Genomic DNA, 20,526 nt, shown 5'->3' on the forward strand with positions numbered 1-20,526 from the left:
TACGCCCGGAAACAGGCCTGTGCAGCGCTACTTCGCCGCGGCGGAAACCTGCACCAGGCGCGCGGTCTCCGTCAGGAACGCGTCCTCGCCCTGATCGGCCGTGATCACAAAGGTGTAGCCGCTGATCTTGGTCGTGAGGATGGTCTGGGGGCTCTTGGAGGCGGGCAGCACCCGCTGCTCCCACGCCGTCCCGTCAACATCCACCGTCTGCCCCGTGGGCACGGAGCCCTCCGTCGCGAGCGAGATCCAGGAAGGATTGGCCTTGTCCGCCTGCAGGACCTTGGCGTAGTGGGTGTCGTCCTTGACGATGCCCAGCTGCCAAAACCCCACGCCGTCCGCCGCTCCGGGATTCCAGCTGGCCGCGTTGGCGTACCAACCCTGCGGGAACTGAGGCGAGATGGCCTGAAAGTTCTGCGTCGTGACGGTCTGCTGCGCAATCTCGTCCACGTTGATGCGGTTGCGGTAGGTGTCCACGTTGCTGCCCGGGTTCAGGAACACCACTGGCAGGGCCACAGCCAGCGTGAGCACCACGGAGATGACCATGCCCTTGACCGTCTGGCTGGCGCGCTTGAGCTGCTTTTCCGTGAGCGGGGCCTTGAAGCCGGGCTCACCGGGGAGCGGCGCGCGGGGCGCGGCGGAAGCGTCCGACGGCGTGTGCGGAGTCGGAGGCGTGGGTGCGGTGGGCGACGGGTCAGTCTGGGACACCCGGCCATTGTCTCGCACTGCACTCCACAACCCCAATCGCCCCTCGCCGCCACCCCAGCAGACAGCGACTAGGATGGAACGCGCACGGTGTGGTGGCGTTTGCCGCCGCGCGCCACTGATCAGAAGAGGATCTCCGTGACCGCCGAACACGACTACTCGCACCTGTCCCCCCGACTCTCCGTCAGCGACGCCGAGCCCGACCGCAACCTGGCCATGGAGCTGGTGCGCGTGACCGAGGTCGCCGCGATTGCCTCCGGCCCGTGGGTTGGCATGGGAGACAAGGACTCAGCAGACGGCGCAGCAGTGGACGCCATGCGCGCCATGCTTGGCTCCGTCAACGTCAACGGCATTGTGGTCATTGGCGAGGGCGAGAAGGACGAGGCGCCCATGCTCTTTAACGGCGAGCACGTGGGTTCCGGCGACGGCCCCGAGGTGGACGTCGCGGTGGATCCCATCGATGGCACCCGCCTCACGGCGCTCGGCGTGAACAACGCCCTCTCCGTGTTGGCCGTGGCGGAGCGAGGGTCCATGTTTGACCCCTCCGCCGTGTTCTACATGGAGAAGCTGGTGGTGGGTCCCGCCGCCGCGGAGTTCGTTGACCTGCGCCTGCCGGTCAAGCAGAACATCCAGCTGATTGCCAAGGCCCTGAACAAGAAGGTCTCCCAGGTCACCGTGACCGTGCTTGATCGCCCCCGCCACGAGGGCCTCATCCGCGAGATTCGCGAGTCCGGCGCCCGCACCAAGCTGATCATGGACGGTGACGTGGCAGCGGCCATCGCCGCGGTCCGTCCCGATTCCGGCGTGGACGCGCTCATGGGTATCGGCGGCACCCCGGAGGGCATCGTCACCGCCTGCGCCATCCGCGCCCTTGGTGGCGTCATCCAGGGCCGCCTGTGGCCCAAGGATGAGGCAGAGAAGCAGCAGGCGCTTGACGCTGGCCACGAGCTGGGCCGCGTGCTGACCACCACTGATCTGGTCACGAGCGATAACTGCTACTTCGCCGCCACCGGCATCACCGACGGCGACCTGCTGCGCGGCGTGCGCTACCGCGGCGACCGCATTGTGACGCAGTCGCTGGTCATGCGCGCCAAGTCCGGCACCGTGCGCATGGTGGAGGCGGAGCACCGCAGCAGTAAGTGGGAGCCCTTCACCCGCTGATCGCGGCTGGCCCCACCACGACCGAGGTCCCCGTCCGCTCACCCCTCCTGGGAGGGGCAAGCGGACGGGGACCTCGGTTTTTTTGTGCCCGACGCCGCGTGGCAGGGGCCGCGGGCCGGTTCAGCCTGCGGTGTAGCCCAGGTAGGCTTCCACGCCGTCGCTGCCCTGCGCCGTGACCGGCAGATCCTGACCCTCAACGAAGGCGCTCTCGCCGCGTTCCAGTTCCAGGGTTGACCCGTCGGCAGCGGTGAGCGTGAGGCTGCCAGCCACCACCACGACGGCGGCTGCACCGCTGCCTGGCAGGGTCACCGGGGTCTCTGCGTGGCTGATGCGCGCCAGATCAAACTCGGCAAAGCCGGAGCGGTAGATCTCCAGGCCCGGCGCGGGGGAGAGCGGCTGGACGCGGTGCGGATCCAGCGGCTCAAAGAGCACAATCCGCAACAGTTCCGGCACGTCCACGTGCTTGGAAGTGAGCCCACCGCGCAGCACATTGTCTGAGTTGGCCATGATTTCCACGCCGGTGCCGTGCAGGTAGGCGTGGATGTTCCCCGCGGGGAGGGAGAGTGCCTCGCCGGGCTTGAGCGAGACCAGGTGCAGCAGCAGCGCCAAGAGCGCGCCGGTGTCCCCGGGGTGGAAGGCCGCCAGGCGGGGGAGCAGGCCAAGGGACGGATTGGTCGCGGCCGCGTCGTCGCTCGCCGCATCCACGGCACGCGCGCCGAGCAGCGCAAGCCGGCGCACGTCGTCGTCCGCTTGCAGCAGCAACGCCACCGCGGGGGCCAGGTCTCCGGCGCGCAGCGCATCGGCGATGTTCAGGGCCGCGTTGCGCGCGCCCTCCACCTCCACATGGGCTGCCAGCCAGTCAAAGGCCGGCGCGCTCGCGGCGGTGTCGCGGAAGCCACTGAGCGCCTCGAAGGCCGTCAGCGCCACGATCATCTCCGGCTTGTGCTGATCATCGCGGTAGTTGCGATCCGGGGCATCCTGCGCGGGACCCGTGGCCTCCTCCGCCGCAAAGCCGGCCGCGGCCTGCTCCAGGTTCGGGTGGACCTGGAGGGAAAGCGGCTCAGAGGCGGCAAGGATCTTGAGCAGGAACGGCAGGCGCCCATGCTCGGAGGCCACTGCGGCACCCAGCATGCCCTCGGGGTCGGAGGCGATCGCCGCGTCCAGCGGCAGCCCCTGGGGCTCCAAGACGGACGGCGCGCCCGGGTGCGCCCCGATCCACAGCTCCGCTTCCGGCGAGCCGGAGGGCTCGCGGCCAAAGAGTTCGGCCAGGGAGGTCTTGGACCCCCAGGCATAGTCGCGGACGGTGTTGCTCAGTTTCTGCACGTCTACTCCTGGGTGTGGGGGGTCTAGCCTGCGGAGCAGGCGTCGTTGTTCTGGACGATGGACTCGATGGTGGAGTTCTGCCCGTTCAACTCCAGCTGCACCAGGTACTTCTCGGTGATCGGTTCCCCGTTGGGCTGCTTGGTGGGCACGGCTGCCTCGCCGTTCTTCAGCTTGCTCTCGTTCTCCCCGTCAGAGGACTTGGAGGATTTGGAGGACTTGGAAGAGGACTTGGGGCTGGCCGCCGCCTTGGATTCCTTGTCCGCCTTGGCCTTCTTGGCGCCCTCATCCGTCGCGGTGGCGACCAGGGTCTTCACGCGGTCATGGATCTGGTCGTAGTCCGGGTAGGTGGAGAACTTCTTGCCCGGAATGCCAAAGTCAGGCGCGCCGAGCGTGAGGCGCAGGAAGGGATTCTTGCGTGACTTATCCGCCAGGTTCACAAAGTCACCGAGCTGGCCCTGGGGCAGATTGGTGTGAATGATCTGCTTGCCCGTGTCCATGATCTGGGTGAAGTTCGTCAGCAGGTTCTGCGGGGTGAACTGATTGATCATGGCCTGTTGCAGGCACTGCTGGCGGCGAATGCGGTGATAGTCCGTGGTGAAGTCACGGCTGCGGGCGTACCAGAGCGCCTGGTTGCCGGTGAAGTGCTTCTTGCCAGGGGAGAACCAGTGCGTCTTCAGGTTGGTGCCCGGCCACGGCTTCTTGGTGTTGTACGGCACCCAGCCGCCGGCCGTGATGTTCACGCCGCCCATGGCGTCAATCAGCTCGCGGAAACCGCCCATGTCCACCACCACATAGGACTTGACCTTCAGGCCGGTGACCTGGCTGGCCGCCTCCATGGTGGCCTGCGCGCCCGGGTCGGAGACGCCGGGGTAGAGGTTCTTATGCTTCTCCTCCACGATCGGGTAGATCGAGTTGAAGATGCACTCGTCGCCGCAGCTGTAGCCGTCCGGGTAGACCTTGTGCATGGGGGAGTCGGTGGGGAAGGGGACGTTTTGCAGATTGCGCGGAATGGAGATCACCGCAGCGCGCCCTGAGGCGGCGTCGATGGACCACACGGCGGAGGAGTCCGGGCGCAGGCCAACGCGGTCTGAGCCCGCGTCCCCGCCCATCACCAGGATGTTGTAGCGCCCATCCACGGCGTCGATGGGTGGGCCGGAGGCAAAGATTCCGGACAGGGCTGCGCGGCCCTTGAACAACACATAGCTTCCGTAGCCCAAGGATCCGGTGGTAGCGACGACACCGAGCAGGACGGCGACGGTGACAATGACCTTCATGCCCGGGGCCAAGAGCCCTGGGTGAATGATGCTGAGGGTATTGAGGAAGATGGCCAGCCAGCCCAGCGCCAGCGCGGCAAGGACAATCCCGCCGATCAGCTGGAACGTGGGGTGAGCCACCAGGGAAATGAGCCAGGAACGCTGCACCAGCAAGAGCACCAGGGCCACCAAGATGAGCGCCCAGCACGTCATGGTGACGGTCAGCGCTGCGCGGCCGAGGCGCTTGTTTCCGGCCACGATCTGCGCGCCGCCGGGGACCAGAAGGGTGAGGAGCCAGAGGGTCCAGGCGCGCTTGGTGCGCACGGGGGCCGTCTGATCCTCCGGGTGGCGGACCGGATCGTCCTGCCTCAAGAGCGTCCCCGTCATGCGCCCTGCCCTGCCCGGGCGGCGGCCAGCGCCTGGCCCTTGGCCTGGGCCACGCGGCGCAGTTCCTCGGAGAAATCAAGCAGTGCCGAGCGCAGCCGGCCCGCCTCCGCGTCGGTGCCGGCGGCCAGCGTGCGCACGGCCAACAGGCCGGCGTTGCGCGCCCCGCCGATGGACACTGTCGCGACGGGGACGCCGGCGGGCATCTGCACAATCGAGAGCAGGGAATCCATGCCGTCCAGGTATTTCAGCGGGACGGGAACGCCAATGACGGGAAGGGGGGTCACGGAGGCAAGCATCCCCGGAAGGTGCGCCGCGCCGCCCGCGCCAGCGATGATGACGCTCAGCCCGCGCTCGTGGGCCGTGCGCCCGTAATCAATCATGTCCTGGGGCATGCGGTGAGCTGAGACCACGCCCACCTCATAGCTGATGCCAAACTCGTCCAGGGCGTCGGCTGCGGCCTGCATGACCGGCCAATCGGAGTCGGAGCCCATCACGATTCCCACGCGTGGGTTCTGCTTCTCGGTGCTCATGGTGCCCTTGGTCCTTCGTTTGGTTTTCATCATCACTGCCACGCCAGTCACTGCGGCGCTTGCCCAGCGTTTCACGCGCGTCCCGCGCCCGGATCAACCCGGCGTCGGACTTTGTGCCTGCGTCCCATCACCGCAAGGGGGGATGCGACGCGAACTCATCACGCGCCGTCGCGCACGATACCCGCCACACGTGTCGCCCGGGTGCGCAACACGTCAACATCTTCCCCGGGAACTCCCACCACGTTCACGTGGCCAATCTTGCGCCCCGGCCGCACCGACTTGCCGTACATGTGGATCTTGGCGGTGGGGTCCGCGGCCAGCGCGGCCGGGAAGGCCTCGTGAAGTTCCTGGTTGTCCCCGCCCAAGTAGTTCTTCATGACGGTGGGGCCGGCCAACGGGGCTGTCTCCCCGAGCGGCCAGTCAAGGACGGCGCGCAGGTGCTGCTCAAACTGGCTGGTGTAGGAGCCGTCCTGGGACCAGTGGCCCGTGTTGTGCGGGCGCATAGCGAGCTCATTGATGATGAAGCCGGGTGCGCGGCCGGGGACTTCAAAGAGCTCCACCGCGAGCACGCCAGTGACGCCCAGCTCGTGGGCCAGAGTGGTGGCGGTGGAGACGGCCGCTGCGGCCACGGCTTGGTCCAGCTCGGGGGCGGGCACAATCACCTCGTCGCACACGCCGTTGACCTGAATGGTGTGAGCCACCGGCCAGGCACGGACCTCGCCGGAGGGGTTGCGGGCCACCAGGATGGAGAGCTCGCGGGAGAAGTCCACCTTCTCCTCCAGGAGCACGCTCGCGGAGTCAAGCCACTCCTGCAGCCCCTCCACGTCCTCGCGGCCAACCACGCGCACGCCCTTGCCGTCGTATCCGCCGCGAGGGGTCTTAGCGATGATGGGCCAGCCGGTGGCCTCGCCAAACTCGGTGACCTGCTCGGTGGTGGCGGCCTCCGCCCAGGCCGGGTTGGGCAGGCCAAGGCGCGCCACAGCGCGGCGCATCTCCAACTTGTCCTGCGCGTGGAGCAGCGCGGAGGAGCCGGGGTGCACCGCGATGCCCTCCGCCTCCATGGCGGCCAGGATGGGCTGAGGGACGTGCTCGTGATCAAAGGTGACCACGTCCACCGCCCGGGCAAAGCTGAGCACGGTGTCCATGTCCTTGTAATCCCCGATGGGGGCGCTGGCCACCGCGTGGGCGGAGGACACGTCATCCGCCTCACACAAGATGGAGAGCTCAAGGCCGAGGTTGAGGGCTGCGGGGGCCATCATGCGGGCCAACTGGCCTCCACCGATGACGCCGATTTTTGGGGTGCGCACCACACTAGGTTAGCGAACCAGCCCTTGAGATCCGCTGAGAGACGCCCCGTAACGCCGTCAGAGTGAGGCGTGCCACCAGCGCGTTAACAGAAAGCACGCGCTAGGATGAACTGTTGCGCGCGCAACGTAGTCATTGTTGCGCCCACGGGCCCGGTAGGTCCATGGGACGTGCACCCCATGGCTGCCAAGGTAAGGACAAGTGTGAACAAGCTGTACCAACGAGTGCTGGGACTGATCCGGATGCTCTGGCGCGAGGTCGCCAAGTTCGGAGTGGTTGGCGCTGTGGCCTGGGTCATCGACTCGGCCATCTTCCTTTACCTGATGAACGGCCCGCTCCACCAGGGCGAGGTCTGGGCCAAGGGCTGGGCCACGGTCGTGGCCGCCCTCTTTAGCTGGGCCGCCAACCGCTGGTGGACCTTCCGCCACCGCAAGCAGGCCAACGCCGGGCGCGAGGCCCTGCTCTTCTTCCTCATGAACGCGATCGGCCTGCTCATCGCCGCCGGCTGCGTGGCCTTCACCAAGTACGTGCTGAACATGAACAGCCAGGCTGCCATCTTCATTGCTGGCTCCGTGGTTGGCCTGGTGCTCGGCACCATCTTCCGCTACTTCGCCTACCGCTTCTGGGTCTTCAACGAGGCCCTTGACCAGGAGCCGGAGTTTGCCGGCGACCACGAGCTGCTGCACAGCCAGGTGGCCGCAGGGGCCATGACCCAGGCAGAGGCGCACGCGCTCGCCGTGGCCGCCAACCTGGAGGGCGCCGCCGGCTTTGACCCGGCGCTTCCCATGGAGGAGGAGGCGCTGGACGCCGAGGTGGCTCGCGAGGAAAACCACGCGAAGGACCCCTCGCAGGGCTAAGGCGGCTCTGCGCCGACTGCCCGACGCCGCGTGGTCGGCTAGAGCGCCACGCCGCCTGCGCGCGTGATGCGTTCCTGGGCGCTGAGCGCCTCAGCCGGCGCCGCGCCGTCGTGCAGGACAACGCTCCCGGCGCTCCCGGCGGCCAGCAGTTGCGCCGTGGCAAGCAGCGCGCCAGAAGCCGCCGGCAGTGAAGTGGTCGCTGAAGCGGCCCCAGCCGCGCCCTCCGCGGCCGCCAGCGCGAGAAATTCACTGAGCGTTCCCTGGGAATGTGCTGTGCCCGCCCCGGCGACCCAGCGAGCCTGCGACGCGGTGGCCTCCTGGAGGTCAAGGCGGTCGGGATAGCCGCGTACCTCGGCCGCGTGATCAATGACGCCGGCGGGCAGTGCCGAGCCAAAATCGACCGCAAGGGTCTGGAGCGTGACGGCCAAAATCTCCGGTGCGTCCAGCGCGTCCGCCGCGGTGGGTTGATCCGTGATCAGAAGGTCAACGTCCGCGGCCGCAATGTCCCCGGATTCCAGCACTGTGGCCCCCAGGGACAGGGCTGCGAGGACCAGGGGGAGGGTGCGCCAGTGCGCGGGAGTGCGGAAGAGAACGCGCATTCCTGGTTCTAAGGAAAACTCGTTCTCCAACAGGCCAAGGTCCTTGGCCCACCAGTTCACGAGCACCCTGCCGCTGAGCTCAACGCGAGCCGGCGGCCTGCTCACATCCGTGAGTGCGGGGGAGGTGGAGGCAGCCCGGGCGCTGGCCCAGGTGCCGAGTGAGGCGGGCGCTGCGTCGATCGTGGGAACCATGATTTCCTCCAATATCTCGAAAATAAGCGTCTGGGCGGTGCACATGCCGCGATTTTGGCCGTAAATCCACGAACTGGCATTTGACGGCCTCGACTTACACAAGTGTAATTAGAGCGAGACCCCGTCCCTGGAACCGCCCGAATGCGGCCGGGCCGGCCCGTGGGGCACGGGAGCCGAGACGGGTAGTAAAGACAGTCAGCAAGACGAAGGGTGAACCACCATGGGGTACGTCGAGCGAATCCAGAGCGCCAACACTGAGAGCGATCGGACCGCGCGTTCGCGGACCGTGCCCAGCGACTGGTTCCTGGACCCGGCAGATCCCGAGGCGGGGCAGCGTTATAGCTCCATCGAGGGGCTGGACGAGGCGGCGACGGCTCTGCTGGAGCAGCACCCGGAGACGGAGGCCTTGGCCCCCGTCACGGAGATGCCTTCCACCGCCGAGCGCACCGGCCACCAGGTGTGGATCCCGCTCGGGACTTTCCCGGGTCAGGAAGAAGAGGGCGAGCTGGGCTGGCAGACGGAATCGCTCTGCGCTCAGACGGACCCCGAGGCGTTCTTCCCCGAGAAGGGCGGCTCAACCCGAGATGCAAAGAAGGTGTGCTCCGGCTGCACCGTGCGCTCGGAATGCCTTGAATATGCACTCAAGAATGACGAACGCTTTGGCATCTGGGGCGGCCTGTCCGAGCGCGAGCGTCGCCGACTCCGGAAGCGAGCAAACTGATTCCTGGCACCGCGCATGTCACCGCCATCGTCGTTTCTCACGACGGTGCACCGTTTCTCCATGCCACGCTGGCGGGCCTGACCGCTCAGACGCGGGCCCCAGAGCTGTGCCTGGGGGTGGACACGGGATCGACGGATGGCAGTCGCGCGCTGTTGGTGGACGCTCTTCCTGACGACTCCGTGGTGCTGGACGCGCCGGGAGCCTCCTTTGGTGGGGCCATTACTCAGGCCCTTGACCACCTTCCCTCCATTGATCCGGGGGATCAGAGCGCGCAGTGGCTGTGGCTCTTGCACGACGATTCCGCCCCGGCGGCGGGCGCCCTCGAGGCGCTCCTGGACGCGGTAGAGAAGGCCCCCTCCGTCACCATGGCCGGTGGCAAGCTGATGGATGCGGCGCATCCGGACCGGCTCCAGGACGTTGGCCTGTCCATGACCCGCGCTGGGCGCCGCTTCAATCGCGTGAGCCCGGACGAGGTGGACCAGGGCCAGTACGACGGCGCCTCCGACGTCCTCGCCGTGAACTCTGCCGGCATGCTGGTGCGGCGCGACATTTTTGAGAAGCTGGGCGGTTTTGACCCGGCTCTGCCTGGAATAGGCGACGACGTTGATTTGGGTCGGCGCGAATGGCTGGCTGGGCACCGCGTGATCATGGTGCCGGACGCGCACGTGCTGCACCACGGCGATGAGGTGGAGTCCGTGAGCGGGCCGCGCGCCGAGCGCCGTGCCGCCGCATACACCCGGCTGAAGTACGCGCCGGCCGCGCTGGTGCCGTTCCTTGCCGTCTGGATGCTCCTGGCCGGCCTGGGTAAGGCCATTGGCCGCCTGGTGGCCAAGGACCCCTCCGGGGCGGTCATCGACTTGGGCGCGGGAGCCACTGGCTTGCTTCGCCCCCGGCAGCTGGCCGCGGGCCGGCGCTCCGTGGCCAAAAACCGTCGCGTGCCAAGCGGCGTCGTCAAGGCCCTGCTCGTCTCTCCCTCCGCCGTTCGTGAGCGCCGCCGCTCCCTGCGTGAGCAGCGCATGCTGCCCCAGGACACTGCCGCGCCCGCATTGAACGCGGAGGCCTCCGGCGGCGACGACGGCTTTGAGGCACTGGAGCCTGGACGACGCCCGCCCGGCAGCGCCAGCGGCGGTCTGATCGCCGTGCTCCTGACCGCAGCCCTTTCCCTGCTCGGCCTGCACCGCTTCCTGGGGGCGGCCGCGGCTCAGGGTGGCTCGCTGATCCCGCAGGGCACCAGCGTCGGCATGCTCTGGGACCGGGCCATCAGTGGTTGGCAGCCGCTCGGAACCGGCGCGGCCGCCGCACCGGATCCCTTTGATTTCCTGCTCTGGTTCAGCGGCGTGATCTCCTTTGGTCACCCGCAGCAGGCGGGCGTGGCGCTCTATGTGCTCGCCATGCCGTTGGCCGCTCTGACCGGCTGGTGTGCGCTGGGAGCGCTGACCCGCAGCGCCGGCTTCCGCTTCTTTGGCGCTTTGGCCTGGGGCCTCTCTCCCACCCTGCAGATTGCGCTGGCACAGGGCCGCCCCGGCGCCGCCGTGGTGCACGTGATCTTGCCCCTCTTTGTCCTGGCCGCGATGCGGGCCGTCGGCGCCGCCCGCGGCGACAGCGCGGATCCACGCCCCGGGACCGGAAAGCTTCCCTCCTGGTCGGCGGCCGCCGCTGCCTCCCTGCTGGCCGCGGTCCTGATCTGCGCGGAGCCCGTCTTGGCGCTACCGCTGCTGGTGTTCGGCATCGTGGGAACCGTCCTTTCGCGCCGCTCGCGCGCCCTCTGGTGGGTGCCGCTGCCCGGCCTGCTGCTGGCCCTTCCGCTCTTGGTTCGCGCCGTCTCGGACCCGCGCGTGCTGCTGGTGCAGCCCGGCGTGGCCCGGGCTACCGAGGCCGCCCCGCTGTGGCAGCAGTTGCTCGGCTGGCCGGTGGCCGTTGAGACCAACGGCGCGCTGCCGGGCTTTGAGCTGCTTGGCTCTGGCCCCTGGCCCGTGATTCTCATGCTGGTAGTCGCCGTGCCACTGGGCTTGTTGGCCCTGCTTTCGCTAGTGCGGACCGGGCCCGGCACCACCAGCTCCCGCGTCCTGGTCGCCGTGGGTTTGGTGGCGGTGACCGGTGGAACTGCGTTGGCTCACTTGGACGCCACGGTGGTGGGGACCCAAGTGGTGTCCCCGTATTCCGGGTCCTTCGTTTCCGTCTTTGGCCTCAGCATCCTGCTGGCCGCCGCCGCGCAGCGTGAGGCGCTGGCAGGCACCTCGCTGGTGCGGGCCCCTGCCGCCGCCCGTGCCACCGCAGGCGTGCTCAGCACCCTGGTGGCGATCAGCCTGGTGGCGCTTGCCACGCTGTGGGTTGCTCCCCGCGTGGTTCCCGGCCAGTCCGGTCAGGACTCCCTGGCCACCGCCCAGCTGGTCAACCCAGCCCAGGTCAGCCCGCTTCCGGCCACCGCCGCGGATCGCGGGCTGGGCCAATTTGCCGAACGAACGCTGATGATCAGCGTGTCAAGGGACGGCCAGTTGGAGGCGAGCTTGGCCTCCGGCGACGGCGTGCGGTTGGAGGATCTCTCCTCTCAGCTGGCCGCCCAGCGCCTCTCCGGTCAGCCCTGGGACCCAGCCAGCACGGGCCGTTCCGAGGCAAGTACCGCGGATCAGGCCATTCGCCATGCCGTGGCCTCCCTGGCCTCCGGCGAACAGATCGATGCCCGCAAGGAGCTCAGCTCGCTCGCGGTCTCTTATGTGGTGCTCAGGTCCGGCAACACCGGCGCGGACGTGCTGGCTCGCGAATTGGATGCGGTTCCTGGGCTGAGCCCCGTGGGGCGCGCCTCCGGCGATGACGCCTGGATCTGGCGCGTGAATGCGCAGGAGGGCACGGCCTCAGAGGTGACCACCACGGGTTCCTCTACTGCTCGGGTCCGCGTCGAATCAGCCGACGGCGTTCTTCAGCGCTTGATTCCCAGCCGCGAGGGCCAGGTGAAGCGTGCCAGCGTTCCCTCCGGGGCGGAGGGCAGGCTGTTGGTCTTGGCGGAGTCCGCCAACGCCGGATGGCACGCCAGCCTCAACGGGCAGGAACTCACCAGCGCCAGCAAGGAATGGGCGCAGGCCTTTGAACTGCCCGCCGGTGGCGGCGAGGTGCGCGTCTGGTACAGCCAGTGGTGGTCCGCTCCGTGGCTCATCCTCACGGCACTGGCCCTGGCTATTGCCCTGCTCTCCATCATTCCCGTACCGCGTGCCTGGCGCGCTGACGCGCTGACGCAGCGCGTTTATCGACCGTCGGTGGCGCAGCGCAAGCCAAGTGCAGCGCGCGCCGCCCAGGAGGAAGCATGAGCCCGGAGGTCCCCCAGGACAAGGTGCCCGGCGACGCAACGCCGCGCGAGGAAGAGACGTCCGCGGCCAAGCCGTCGACGGGAGCCCAAGAGACCTCCGAGCCTCAGGTTGCCGACGCGGAAAAGACCCAGACGGTCGACGCCGCTGAGGAGAGTACCGATGACAAGGCGCCTGCCGACGGGGCAGAGACCCCGGCCGCTGACTCTGCTGACGCCGAGGCACTGGCGGCCGCTGAGCGTCGGAGGGAGGCCCGCGAGGAGGCCCTGTCCGCCGGGCCGGTCGCGGACGCCACGAAGGGTAAAACGAAGCGCCCCAAGCGCGAGAAAGACACCACACCGGCGCCGTCGGGCACCGGCGCGGCCAGCGTGAGCACAACGCCGTCGGGCACAGAAACTCCCGCCCGCAGCGGATCCTCCAAGGGCCGCAAGGCCGTGGCCATCGCCTCCGGCACCCTGCTGGTGCTGGCCACCGCGGCCGCCGCCGTGGGCGATCGCGTCTGGCCCTCCGCACAACACGAAGCCATGCCGGTGCCCGCCGTGGAGCTGGCCGCCGGGGACTCGGTCTTCTCCTGCGCGCCCACCGTGCATCGCGTCGGTAACGACGCCCCGACCGACCGCGCGTATGCACCGGGTGCGGCCGCGGCGGCGTCCAGCATCAAGGCCATCGCCGTCGGCGACAACGCCCAACGCCTGCCTGGCGCCGCGTTGTTGGCCCCCGGGGACAAGAACCTGAAGACCCTCTCACCGGATCTCCCAGCAGAGAAGGCGGCAGAGGAAGCGGTGCGAGCCACCGACGGATTCTCAGGCGTCAAGAGCTCGCTGGCCAGCGGGATCACGCAGAACGACGCCGCGTGGCTGCGGGTGCAGCCCCTAGGTGGCTTGCGCTCCCAGGCCGCCGCGATCCGCACCATCAGCCAGAGCGGCGGGGATCTGGCCGGGCTCGCCGCGCCCTCCTGCACTGCCCCGAGCAACTCCACCGTCCTCACCGGCGCCTCCACCACGGTGGGCCATACGGCGGTGCTGACGGTCACGAATCCCTCCAAGAACGCCGCTGGTGTCACCGTGGAGGTGCGCACGCCGGACGGCGTGGCCACGACCGGCGCGGTGCTGCCGTTCACGCTGGGCGGCGGGGAAACTCGCACCATCAACCTGGGCGGCACCGCGCGGGACTCCGAGGCCGTCACGGCTGTGGTGGAGTCCAGCGGCGCGGCAGTGGGCGCGAGCATCAACCAGAGCATCCTGCGTGGCACCACCCCGGGCGGAATCGATGTGATTCAGGGGACGGCAGGGCCGGGCCTGACGCAGACACTGCCCGGGATCCAATTGCAGGATCAGGCGGCCTCCAAGGCCGTTGGCGTGTCAGAGAACGCGGGGGAGCAGACCCCGCAGGTGCAGATCACCGACTTCTCCGGGCAGGGGACCACCGCCGAACTCGTGGCGCTTGGCGGGGACGGCAAGGAGACTTCGGTGGCCAAGGACATCAAGGTTCCTGCCTCCGGTGTGGCCTCCGTCGGCGTTTCCTCGCTGCCAGCGGGCAGCTACACCTTTGTGGTGCGGGCCGAGGACTCCGTGGTGGCCGGGGCGCGCGTGCTGCGCGGCACCGATCCCGCCAAGCCTCGCGACGTGGCCTACGTCCAGGCCGCCGAGCAGCTCTCCACAGACCAGCTGGTCGCGGTGCCAAGCGTTGGCGACGCCACCCTGCGACTGACTGCACCCACCGGCGCTGGCAAGGTCAGCGTGGTGCCCATTGGTCAGGACGGCGTGTCTGGCCCTGCCAAGGTGATTCAGCTCGGTGCAGGCACCAGCCAGAGCATCAAGGTCACGGACCTGGGCAAGCCAGCCGCGCTGCGCCTTTCCGGGTCAGGCGGCGAGACCTACGCCTCCCTGCTCACCACCCAGGGTGAGGCGGGCATCGCCTCCACCGTAGTGCCGCGGATGCAGGACGCGCCGTCCTCGGCGCGAGTCAACCTCACGCCGTAGCGCCGGCTGGTGGGCGCAGCGCCCGACGCCGCGGGGCTGGGCTGAGCGCCTGCGCTCCGCTGTCCGGCACAGTCATCCGGATCAGTCGTCCTGCTCAGTCATCCTGCTCTGGGGGCTCCCCGCGATAGTCGGGGTCAACGCGCTCCGGGGGCATCGCCAGGAGCTCCGCGACCAACTCCACCACCACGTCGTGCACCAGCCAGGGCAGGGCCTCAGCGCTGCCCGCCACCGTCTCAAGGGGACGGCGAAAGACGATCACGCGCGGGGGCTCCTGGCGCCTGCCAGGCAGGCTGGCGCCCAAGGGCGGCGCCTCACCCTCAGCCTCGGCGCGCAGAAGCGCCTCTGCGTCCGGGACAAAGGCCACCTCAAAGGACATGCGCTCCACCTTGGTGCCCCAGCGCTCGCGCAGGCGCTCCGCGGAGTCAGTCACGAGGTCCTCGAAGCGTTCCTGGCGCGTCAGGGACGCAGGTACACCCGGCGGCAGCAGGGATCCGCGCCCCGAGCGTCCCCGCCGGTCCCTTCGGCGTCCGTGACCCTGGCGGGGCACGCCGGAGCGGGCGGTGGTGGGATCTAGCGAAAAGCGAGCTGGCACACGTGAAGCCTAACGCCCCGCCCCGGCGGTTCACCCGGTGGGCGGCGTCGCAAGCGAGTAGGCTAAACGCCGTGGAACCCCAACGCTTGTGCTCGCGCCAAGGTTGCGGCCGTGAGGCCGTGGCCACCCTGACTTATGTGTACGCGGACTCCACCGCCGTCCTTGGGCCGCTGGCCACCCTGCCTGAACCGCACACCTATGACCTGTGCGCCTTCCACGTGGACCGATTCACGGCCCCGCGTGGTTGGGAGATTGTTCGCCTGGAGATCCCGCAGCAGCGCCCACGCGTTGACAGGGACGATGTCTACGCTCTGGCAGATGCCCTGCATCAGGCGGAGAAGCGCGACGCGGACACCGCGGGCCGTCTCTCCCCGCGCCGCACCCGCGAGCGGCTTGGCGGGGAAGATGCCCCACCCCCGGCCAAGCCCGGCCTGCACCTGGTCCCTGAGGATCACTGACACCCCCTGGCTTCCGCGCCTCGCGCGCCGGCCAGCAGTACTGACCGTGCGCCGCCGTCGGCGGGTCCGGAGCCACCCTGTTCCCCGGAGGAGCCCATGAGCCAGAACCAGACCCCCCAGCCCCCCAACGGCGGCCAGGAGCCGGAGTGGTGGGAGGCCGGGGAGTACGCGGGCCAGAGCTACGTTCCCGGCTCCCTGGACTCCGACACGCCTGCCGACACCGGATCTGCCGCCGCAACCGACTCGGCTGCAACCGACTCGGGTGCGGCTAACTCGGGCGCAGGCGAATCAAGCGCCGCCCGCGCGGCCCGCCTGGAGGCCTCCGGCCCGCCCACCGAAGCCGTGCCCGTCGTGGTGCCCGTCGTGGTGCCTGGCGACGCCCCTGGCGCGTCGGCCAAGCCCGTGGAGGATGAGCCGGCGCAGGAGCCCGTGCTCCGTCACCGCCCCATCGCCGAGCCCATGACCGCGCCCTTCGCAGCGACGTCCACAGCCAGTGCGCAGCGCACCACTCAGACCGCCGCGCAGCCCATCACCCCGCAGTCCACCACCCAGGCAAGCCCGGCCACCGCCGCGCTGCGCGAGGCGGCGCCGGAGCCGGAGACCACGCGCTACAAGGACACCGAGGGCCTGGACGTGCCCGGTGTGACGAGCGAGACCACGCTGAAGGCCGCGCTGGAGACCAAGCCGGTCTTCCCGCGGGTGCTGCAGTGGGTGGTGGCAATCCTGACGCCGCTGGTGCTGGTGGTGCTCGCGATCCGCTCCGTGGCCTCTGGCGGATTCCTGTGGCTGGAGTACAACCGCCCCGGGTTCCCCCAGGATCAGTTTGGCTTCAACGGCGAGCAGCGCATGACCTTTGGCTCCTACGGGCTCAACTTCATCAATAGCTTTGCCGGTCGGGACTACCTTGGCGGTCTCATGACGCCCAACGGCGTCCAGACCACGGGCGGCGTGAAGCTCTTCCGCGATGAGGAGGTGGGGCACATGGCTGACGTTCAGGCGCTGGTGCACCTGGCCTACCTGCTTGGCGTGATCGCCGTGGTCATCATCGCGATCAGCTTCCTGGTGCTGCGCTCGCGCTACGCCGGCGGAATCCGCCGCGGCCTCTTTGCCGGCGCCTGGGTCACACTTGGCCTCTTCGCCGCGCTCGGCGCCATGGCGGTGCTTGGCTGGCAGACCTTCTTCACCGGCTTCCATGAGCTCTTCTTCACCGGCGGCAACTGGGAGTTCTTCATGGATGACACCCTGATCCGCCTGTACCCCCCGCAGTTCTGGATGGACGCCGCGCTGACCCTGGCCGGGATCGTGGCCGTGGCGGTCCTGCTGATCCTGATCTTCACCTGGCCCACGCGGGCGCGCCGCGAGCGCTCCAAGCTGCGCCAGGCCGAGCGCGAGTTCCGCCTGAGCTAGCCCCCGCGGCGGCCGTGGGCCGCCGCGCCGGCTGTACCGAACGCCGTCGGGCCCGGAACTGATCCATCTCAGTTCCGGGCCCGACGGCGTTGTGCTGGGTTGTGCGGGCCGCTTGGCCCGGGTGCGTCAGCGCGTGTAAAGCGAGTCGATGGCCTCCGAGAAGGACTCGATCACGGCCTTGCGTCGCAGCTTCATGGACGGCGTGACGTGCCCGTCCGCCTCCGTGAAGTCCTGGGGCAGGATCACAAACTTGCGGATCCCCTCCGCTCGGGACACGGTGCGGTTCGCGGCGTCCACGTATGTCTGGACCTCCTCGAGAACCCGGGGATCCTTGGCGGCCGCCGCCGAGCTGAGGCCGGTGGGCAGGCCGTTGGCCTTGGCCCAGGGATCCAGTTCCTCTGGATCCAGGGTGATCAGCGCGCCAACGAACGGCTTGTCATCACCCACCACCACGCACTGGGACACAATGCGCCCGGCCTTGACGACCTCCTCCAGCGGGGCGGGGGAGACGTTCTTGCCGCCCGCGGTGACGATGAGGTCCTTCTTGCGGCCGGTGACGCGCAGGTAGCCCTCGGAATCAAGTTCACCCAGGTCCCCAGTGAGGAAGAAGCCATCCTCGTTGAAGGCCTGCGCCGTGGCGTCCGCGCGGTGCCAGTAGCCGCCAAAGATGCCGATGCCCTTCAGGAGGATCTCGCCGTCCTCCGCGATGCGCACCGTGGTGCCCGGGATGGGCTGGCCCACGGTGCCCACGCGGGCATGGCCGGGGCGGTTCACCAGGGCAGGGGCCGTGGTCTCCGTGAGGCCGTAGCCCTCCAAGACGCCCAGGCCAACCCCGTTGAAGAAGTAGGCAAGGTCCGGGTTCAGGGCGGAGGCGCCGGAGATGGACCAGGCCGCCTCGCCGCCCATGACCGCCCGGATCTTGGGGTACACCAGCTTGTTAAACAGTGCGTATTGGGCTGCCTGGAGCGGGCGGCGAGGAACCTTCTCACCGCGCGCCGCGGCGTCGTCGTCCCGTCCGCGCTGGGTCGCTACCGCGGCCGCCCGGCGGAAGATGGCGCCCTTGCCGTCCGCCTCCGCGCTATTGAGCGCGCCGGCCTGCAGCTTCTCGTAGATACGCGGCACGGCCAGGAGCCAGGTGGGCTTGATGGCGGGCAGATCCACGGTGACGCGGCCGGGGGAGGTGTGGGCCACCACGGTGCCGGTGTGCACGCAGGCGTGTTGGACCGCTCGGGCCAGGACGTGGGCCAGGGGGAGGAAGATCGCCGTGCGGGAGCCGGCGGGGACTACCTCCGCCATGCTCACCTTGAGGTTGGCGGCGACCAGGGAGAAGTTCGCGTGGGTGATGATGCAGCCCTTGGGCTGGCCCACCGTGCCAGAGGTGTAGACCACGGAGGCTGGGTCGGAGAGCCCCGGCTTGGCGCGGCGGGACTCGATCTCCACGGGCGGCACGCCGGACTCACGGCCGCTCGCCACGAGGGAGGAGACGCCGGGGGCCATCGGCACCGGGGTGGAATCGGGGACGGCGTCCGCGGGCGCCTCATCGATCCGCATGACCTTCACTGCCGCGCCCAACTCGGAGGCAGCGCGGCCCACCACTGCGGCGCAGGCGGCGTTCTCTACGAACACGCGGCGCGCCCCGGAGTCCTCCAGGATCCACCGCACCTGGAAGACCGAGCTGGTCTCATAGATGGGCACGCTGATGCCGCCGGCAAACCAAATGGCCTGCTCCAGCAGGGCCCACTCAAAGCAGGTGTGGCTCATGATCGCCACGGTCTCGCCCTCACGCAGGCCGTCGGCGACCAGCGCCCTGGCCAGGGAGCGAACCAGGTCGATGTACGTGGAGGTATCCACCTCCACCCACTCGCCGGTGTGATGGTGCTGCACCAGGTAGAGCGGGTACGGCAGCGCTGCCGCGTCCCGGTCAAGTAGCAACTGGGTGGTGTTGAAGTGCGGGGGCAGATCCACCTCTAAGGCGGCGCTGTATTCCTGCATGATCCCTCCTTGGGGGTGACAGGTGGTGGAGAGTGGCAAAGCGACGAAGTCTCAGGGTGTTCGGGGTGCTCGGGGTGCCGGCGTCCTAGCCCCAGCTGGGGAACCAGATGCGCATCCGGTACATCTCCGGGGTGATGGTCTGCCCGGTCCAGACCGGCCAGAACCACCAGGAGACCACCACCACCAGGGCGGTGAAGCCAAGGATCACGGCGGTGCCGACCTTGATCCGTGTGGCGCTGGCGCCGCGTGGAAGGGCAAGGAGGGAGAGCGCGTACACCACGGCAAGCACCATGAAGGGCTGGTAGCCGGTGGTGTAGAAGATGAACATGGTGCGGTAGGGGAAGAACAGCCACGGGACGTAGCCGGCCACGATCCCGGCCAGCAGAGCGAGCGCGCGCCAGTCGCGCTTGGCCAGGAATGCCCACAGCACCACCAGAAGGGCGGCGGTGCCGGCCCACCACAGCACCGGGTTGGGCAGCTCCGTCATCACCTGGATACAGCTCTGGCCGGCGTCGCAAGGCACGCCGTGGGACTCGCTCGTGTCGTACTGAAACAGCACGGGGCGGCCGGCAAAGAGCCAGGTCCAGGGGTTGGAGGCGGCAGGGTGCGGGCTCGTGAGCCCCTGATGGAAGGTGTACGCCGTGGAATGGTAGTTCCACAGATCCCGTAGCGGCTCCGGGATGTTGGTGACCCAGCCGGTGGCCTTGGCCGTGAGTCCGTGCCCGTAGGCGCCGGGGTTCAGGAACCAGCCGGTCCAGGTGGCCACGTAGGTCACCAGCGCCACCGGAACCAACTGCACAAAGCCGGGGAGGCCATCGCGCACTGCGCCGGCGGCGAGCCAGTGCTGGATGCCGGCGGTGCGGCGTGCCTGGCAGTCCCACCAGACAATGAGCAGACCAAACACGCCAACGAACGCCAGCCCGGACCACTTGATGGAGCACAGCGCACCGAGGGAGATGCCAAGGGCAATGCGCCACGGCCGCAGCGCCACCCATGGGCCCCAACTCATGAACGCCTTGCTGGGGACCCCGCCGCCCGCCTGGGCGGCTGACGCGACCTTCTGAGCCAAGCGGCGTCGGCCCCAGTCGCGATCCACCAAGACAAGGTAGAAGCACAGGGCCACCAGGGCGCCGTAGGAAATGTCGAGGATGCCGGTGCGGGAGAGGACAATTTGCTGCCCGTCCACGGCCATGAAGATTCCGGCGACGGCGGCCAACGGGACGGAGCGGAACAGGCGCTGGGCGGCCAGGGTGACAAAGAGAACGGCCAGTGTGCCCATGAGGGCGGAGCCTGCACGCCAGCCCAGGCCGGACTCGGTGCCAAAAACCAGCATTCCCAGGGTGATGATCCACTTTCCAAGCGGAGGATGCACCACGTATTCGGGCTTGTCCATGGGCGTTGCGGTGCCCTCGGCGAAGGCCTTGTCTATGTCCTTGGGCCACTCGCGTTCGTAGCCAAAGTGAAGATAGCTCCAGGCATCTTTGACGTAGTACGTCTCATCAAAAATGATCTTGCCCGGATGATCCAGATTCCAGAAGCGCAGCAACCCCGCCACCAGCATGATGGCCAGCGGGACCCAGAAGGCGGCAGGCCCCAGAACGCCGCGCCAGGAACCCGTCGTCGTGCCCGTGAGGCGGGTCATGAGGGAGGAAAGCGAGAAGGCCGACGCCGGAGCGAGCGGTGCCGTGTGTGCACGGGCTGGGGTGGCGGTCTGACTCACGGGCGTCACTCTACCGGCGGGTGTCCGCAGGGGAGGGCAACGCGCT

The 20,526-nt window shown here is 68.8% G+C and carries 16 protein-coding genes; 7 read left to right on the top strand and 9 right to left on the bottom strand.

What is annotated here, in order from left to right; all coding sequences use genetic code 11:
- Positions 1-27: 27 nt before the first annotated feature.
- Positions 28-705, bottom strand: coding sequence for a DUF4245 family protein (locus DWQ67_RS05790; RefSeq protein WP_147433630.1), 678 nt, complete (start codon positions 703-705; stop codon positions 28-30).
- A gap of 135 nt (positions 706-840) precedes the next feature.
- On the opposite strand from DWQ67_RS05790, the gene glpX reads away from it, so the two are divergent.
- Complete coding sequence (gene glpX, locus DWQ67_RS05795) at positions 841-1,863, top strand: class II fructose-bisphosphatase (protein ID WP_233555933.1); 1,023 nt, start codon at positions 841-843, stop codon at positions 1,861-1,863.
- 120 nt (positions 1,864-1,983) lie between these two features.
- Here glpX and manA read toward each other — a convergent pair whose 3' ends face one another.
- The 4 genes from manA to DWQ67_RS05815 form a co-directional block, all read right to left on the bottom strand.
- Entirely contained in the window at positions 1,984-3,186 is a 1,203-nt protein-coding gene (gene manA, locus DWQ67_RS05800) for a mannose-6-phosphate isomerase, class I (RefSeq protein ID WP_158595384.1), read from the bottom strand.
- 23 nt (positions 3,187-3,209) lie between these two features.
- Positions 3,210-4,826 (bottom strand): LCP family protein, encoded by a 1,617-nt coding sequence (locus DWQ67_RS05805; RefSeq protein WP_121484655.1) that lies wholly within the window; start codon positions 4,824-4,826, stop codon positions 3,210-3,212.
- The gene (gene purE / locus DWQ67_RS05810; protein ID WP_121484656.1) at positions 4,823-5,356 is read right to left on the bottom strand and encodes a 5-(carboxyamino)imidazole ribonucleotide mutase; all 534 of its coding nucleotides are present in this window, start codon (positions 5,354-5,356) and stop codon (positions 4,823-4,825) included. Before purE ends, DWQ67_RS05805 begins: the two co-directional genes overlap by 4 nt.
- 158 nt (positions 5,357-5,514) lie before the next feature.
- A complete protein-coding gene (locus tag DWQ67_RS05815; RefSeq protein WP_121484906.1) occupies positions 5,515-6,663 on the bottom strand; it encodes a 5-(carboxyamino)imidazole ribonucleotide synthase in 1,149 nt (382 codons plus the stop codon).
- A 177-nt stretch (positions 6,664-6,840) separates the two neighbouring features.
- On the opposite strand from DWQ67_RS05815, the gene DWQ67_RS05820 reads away from it, so the two are divergent.
- A complete protein-coding gene (locus tag DWQ67_RS05820; RefSeq protein ID WP_121484657.1) occupies positions 6,841-7,518 on the top strand; it encodes a GtrA family protein in 678 nt (225 codons plus the stop codon).
- A gap of 38 nt (positions 7,519-7,556) precedes the next feature.
- Here the strand turns inward: DWQ67_RS05820 and DWQ67_RS05825 are convergent, their stop codons facing one another.
- The gene (locus tag DWQ67_RS05825) at positions 7,557-8,354 is read right to left on the bottom strand and encodes a TIGR03089 family protein (protein ID WP_147433631.1); all 798 of its coding nucleotides are present in this window, start codon (positions 8,352-8,354) and stop codon (positions 7,557-7,559) included.
- Between the two features lie 175 nt (positions 8,355-8,529).
- On the opposite strand from DWQ67_RS05825, the gene DWQ67_RS13990 reads away from it, so the two are divergent.
- The 3 genes from DWQ67_RS13990 to DWQ67_RS05840 are packed head-to-tail and all read left to right on the top strand — an operon-like array spanning position 8,530 to position 14,311.
- Entirely contained in the window at positions 8,530-9,030 is a 501-nt protein-coding gene (locus tag DWQ67_RS13990; protein ID WP_121484659.1) for a WhiB family transcriptional regulator, read from the top strand.
- 26 nt (positions 9,031-9,056) lie between these two features.
- Positions 9,057-12,332 carry a glycosyltransferase family 2 protein gene (locus DWQ67_RS13875; protein WP_267899648.1) on the top strand — a complete coding sequence of 1,092 codons (3,276 nt, stop codon included), beginning with the start codon at positions 9,057-9,059 and terminating at the stop codon, positions 12,330-12,332.
- On the top strand, positions 12,329-14,311 hold the full coding sequence (locus DWQ67_RS05840; RefSeq protein ID WP_121484661.1) for a DUF5719 family protein: 1,983 nt from the start codon (positions 12,329-12,331) through the stop codon (positions 14,309-14,311). Before DWQ67_RS13875 ends, DWQ67_RS05840 begins: the two co-directional genes overlap by 4 nt.
- 94 nt (positions 14,312-14,405) lie before the next feature.
- On the opposite strand, the gene DWQ67_RS05845 is transcribed toward DWQ67_RS05840, so the two are convergent.
- Positions 14,406-14,903, bottom strand: a complete 498-nt coding sequence (locus DWQ67_RS05845) for a metallopeptidase family protein (RefSeq protein WP_199712623.1) — start codon at positions 14,901-14,903, stop codon at positions 14,406-14,408.
- Between the two features lie 71 nt (positions 14,904-14,974).
- On the opposite strand from DWQ67_RS05845, the gene DWQ67_RS05850 reads away from it, so the two are divergent.
- The gene (locus tag DWQ67_RS05850) at positions 14,975-15,361 is read left to right on the top strand and encodes a DUF3499 domain-containing protein (RefSeq protein ID WP_121484662.1); all 387 of its coding nucleotides are present in this window, start codon (positions 14,975-14,977) and stop codon (positions 15,359-15,361) included.
- Between the two features lie 96 nt (positions 15,362-15,457).
- Entirely contained in the window at positions 15,458-16,768 is a 1,311-nt protein-coding gene (locus DWQ67_RS05855; protein ID WP_121484663.1) for a DUF1461 domain-containing protein, read from the top strand.
- 126 nt (positions 16,769-16,894) lie between these two features.
- Here the strand turns inward: DWQ67_RS05855 and DWQ67_RS05860 are convergent, their stop codons facing one another.
- Together DWQ67_RS05860 and DWQ67_RS05865 are read right to left on the bottom strand one after the other, a co-directional pair.
- A complete protein-coding gene (locus DWQ67_RS05860; protein ID WP_121484664.1) occupies positions 16,895-18,760 on the bottom strand; it encodes an AMP-dependent synthetase/ligase in 1,866 nt (621 codons plus the stop codon).
- An 85-nt stretch (positions 18,761-18,845) separates the two neighbouring features.
- Positions 18,846-20,480, bottom strand: a complete 1,635-nt coding sequence (locus DWQ67_RS05865; RefSeq protein WP_233555934.1) for a dolichyl-phosphate-mannose--protein mannosyltransferase — start codon at positions 20,478-20,480, stop codon at positions 18,846-18,848.
- Positions 20,481-20,526: the final 46 nt, after the last annotated feature.

Source organism: Galactobacter caseinivorans, assembly GCF_003640665.1.
Taxonomy (GTDB): domain Bacteria; phylum Actinomycetota; class Actinomycetes; order Actinomycetales; family Micrococcaceae; genus Galactobacter; species Galactobacter caseinivorans.

Bases quoted from the DNA above. Each gene is read 5' to 3' on its own strand.
- DWQ67_RS05805 (WP_121484655.1), bottom strand. From the start codon at position 4,826: ATGACGGGGACGCTCTTGAGGCAGGACGATCCGGTCCGCCACCCGGAG.
- purE (WP_121484656.1), bottom strand. From the start codon at position 5,356: ATGAGCACCGAGAAGCAGAACCCACGCGTGGGAATCGTGATGGGCTCC.
- DWQ67_RS05820 (WP_121484657.1), top strand. From the start codon at position 6,841: ATGGCTGCCAAGGTAAGGACAAGTGTGAACAAGCTGTACCAACGAGTG.
- DWQ67_RS05825 (WP_147433631.1), bottom strand. From the start codon at position 8,354: ATGTGCACCGCCCAGACGCTTATTTTCGAGATATTGGAGGAAATCATG.
- DWQ67_RS13990 (WP_121484659.1), top strand. From the start codon at position 8,530: ATGGGGTACGTCGAGCGAATCCAGAGCGCCAACACTGAGAGCGATCGG.
- DWQ67_RS05840 (WP_121484661.1), top strand. From the start codon at position 12,329: ATGAGCCCGGAGGTCCCCCAGGACAAGGTGCCCGGCGACGCAACGCCG.
- DWQ67_RS05855 (WP_121484663.1), top strand. From the start codon at position 15,458: ATGAGCCAGAACCAGACCCCCCAGCCCCCCAACGGCGGCCAGGAGCCG.
- DWQ67_RS05860 (WP_121484664.1), bottom strand. From the start codon at position 18,760: ATGCAGGAATACAGCGCCGCCTTAGAGGTGGATCTGCCCCCGCACTTC.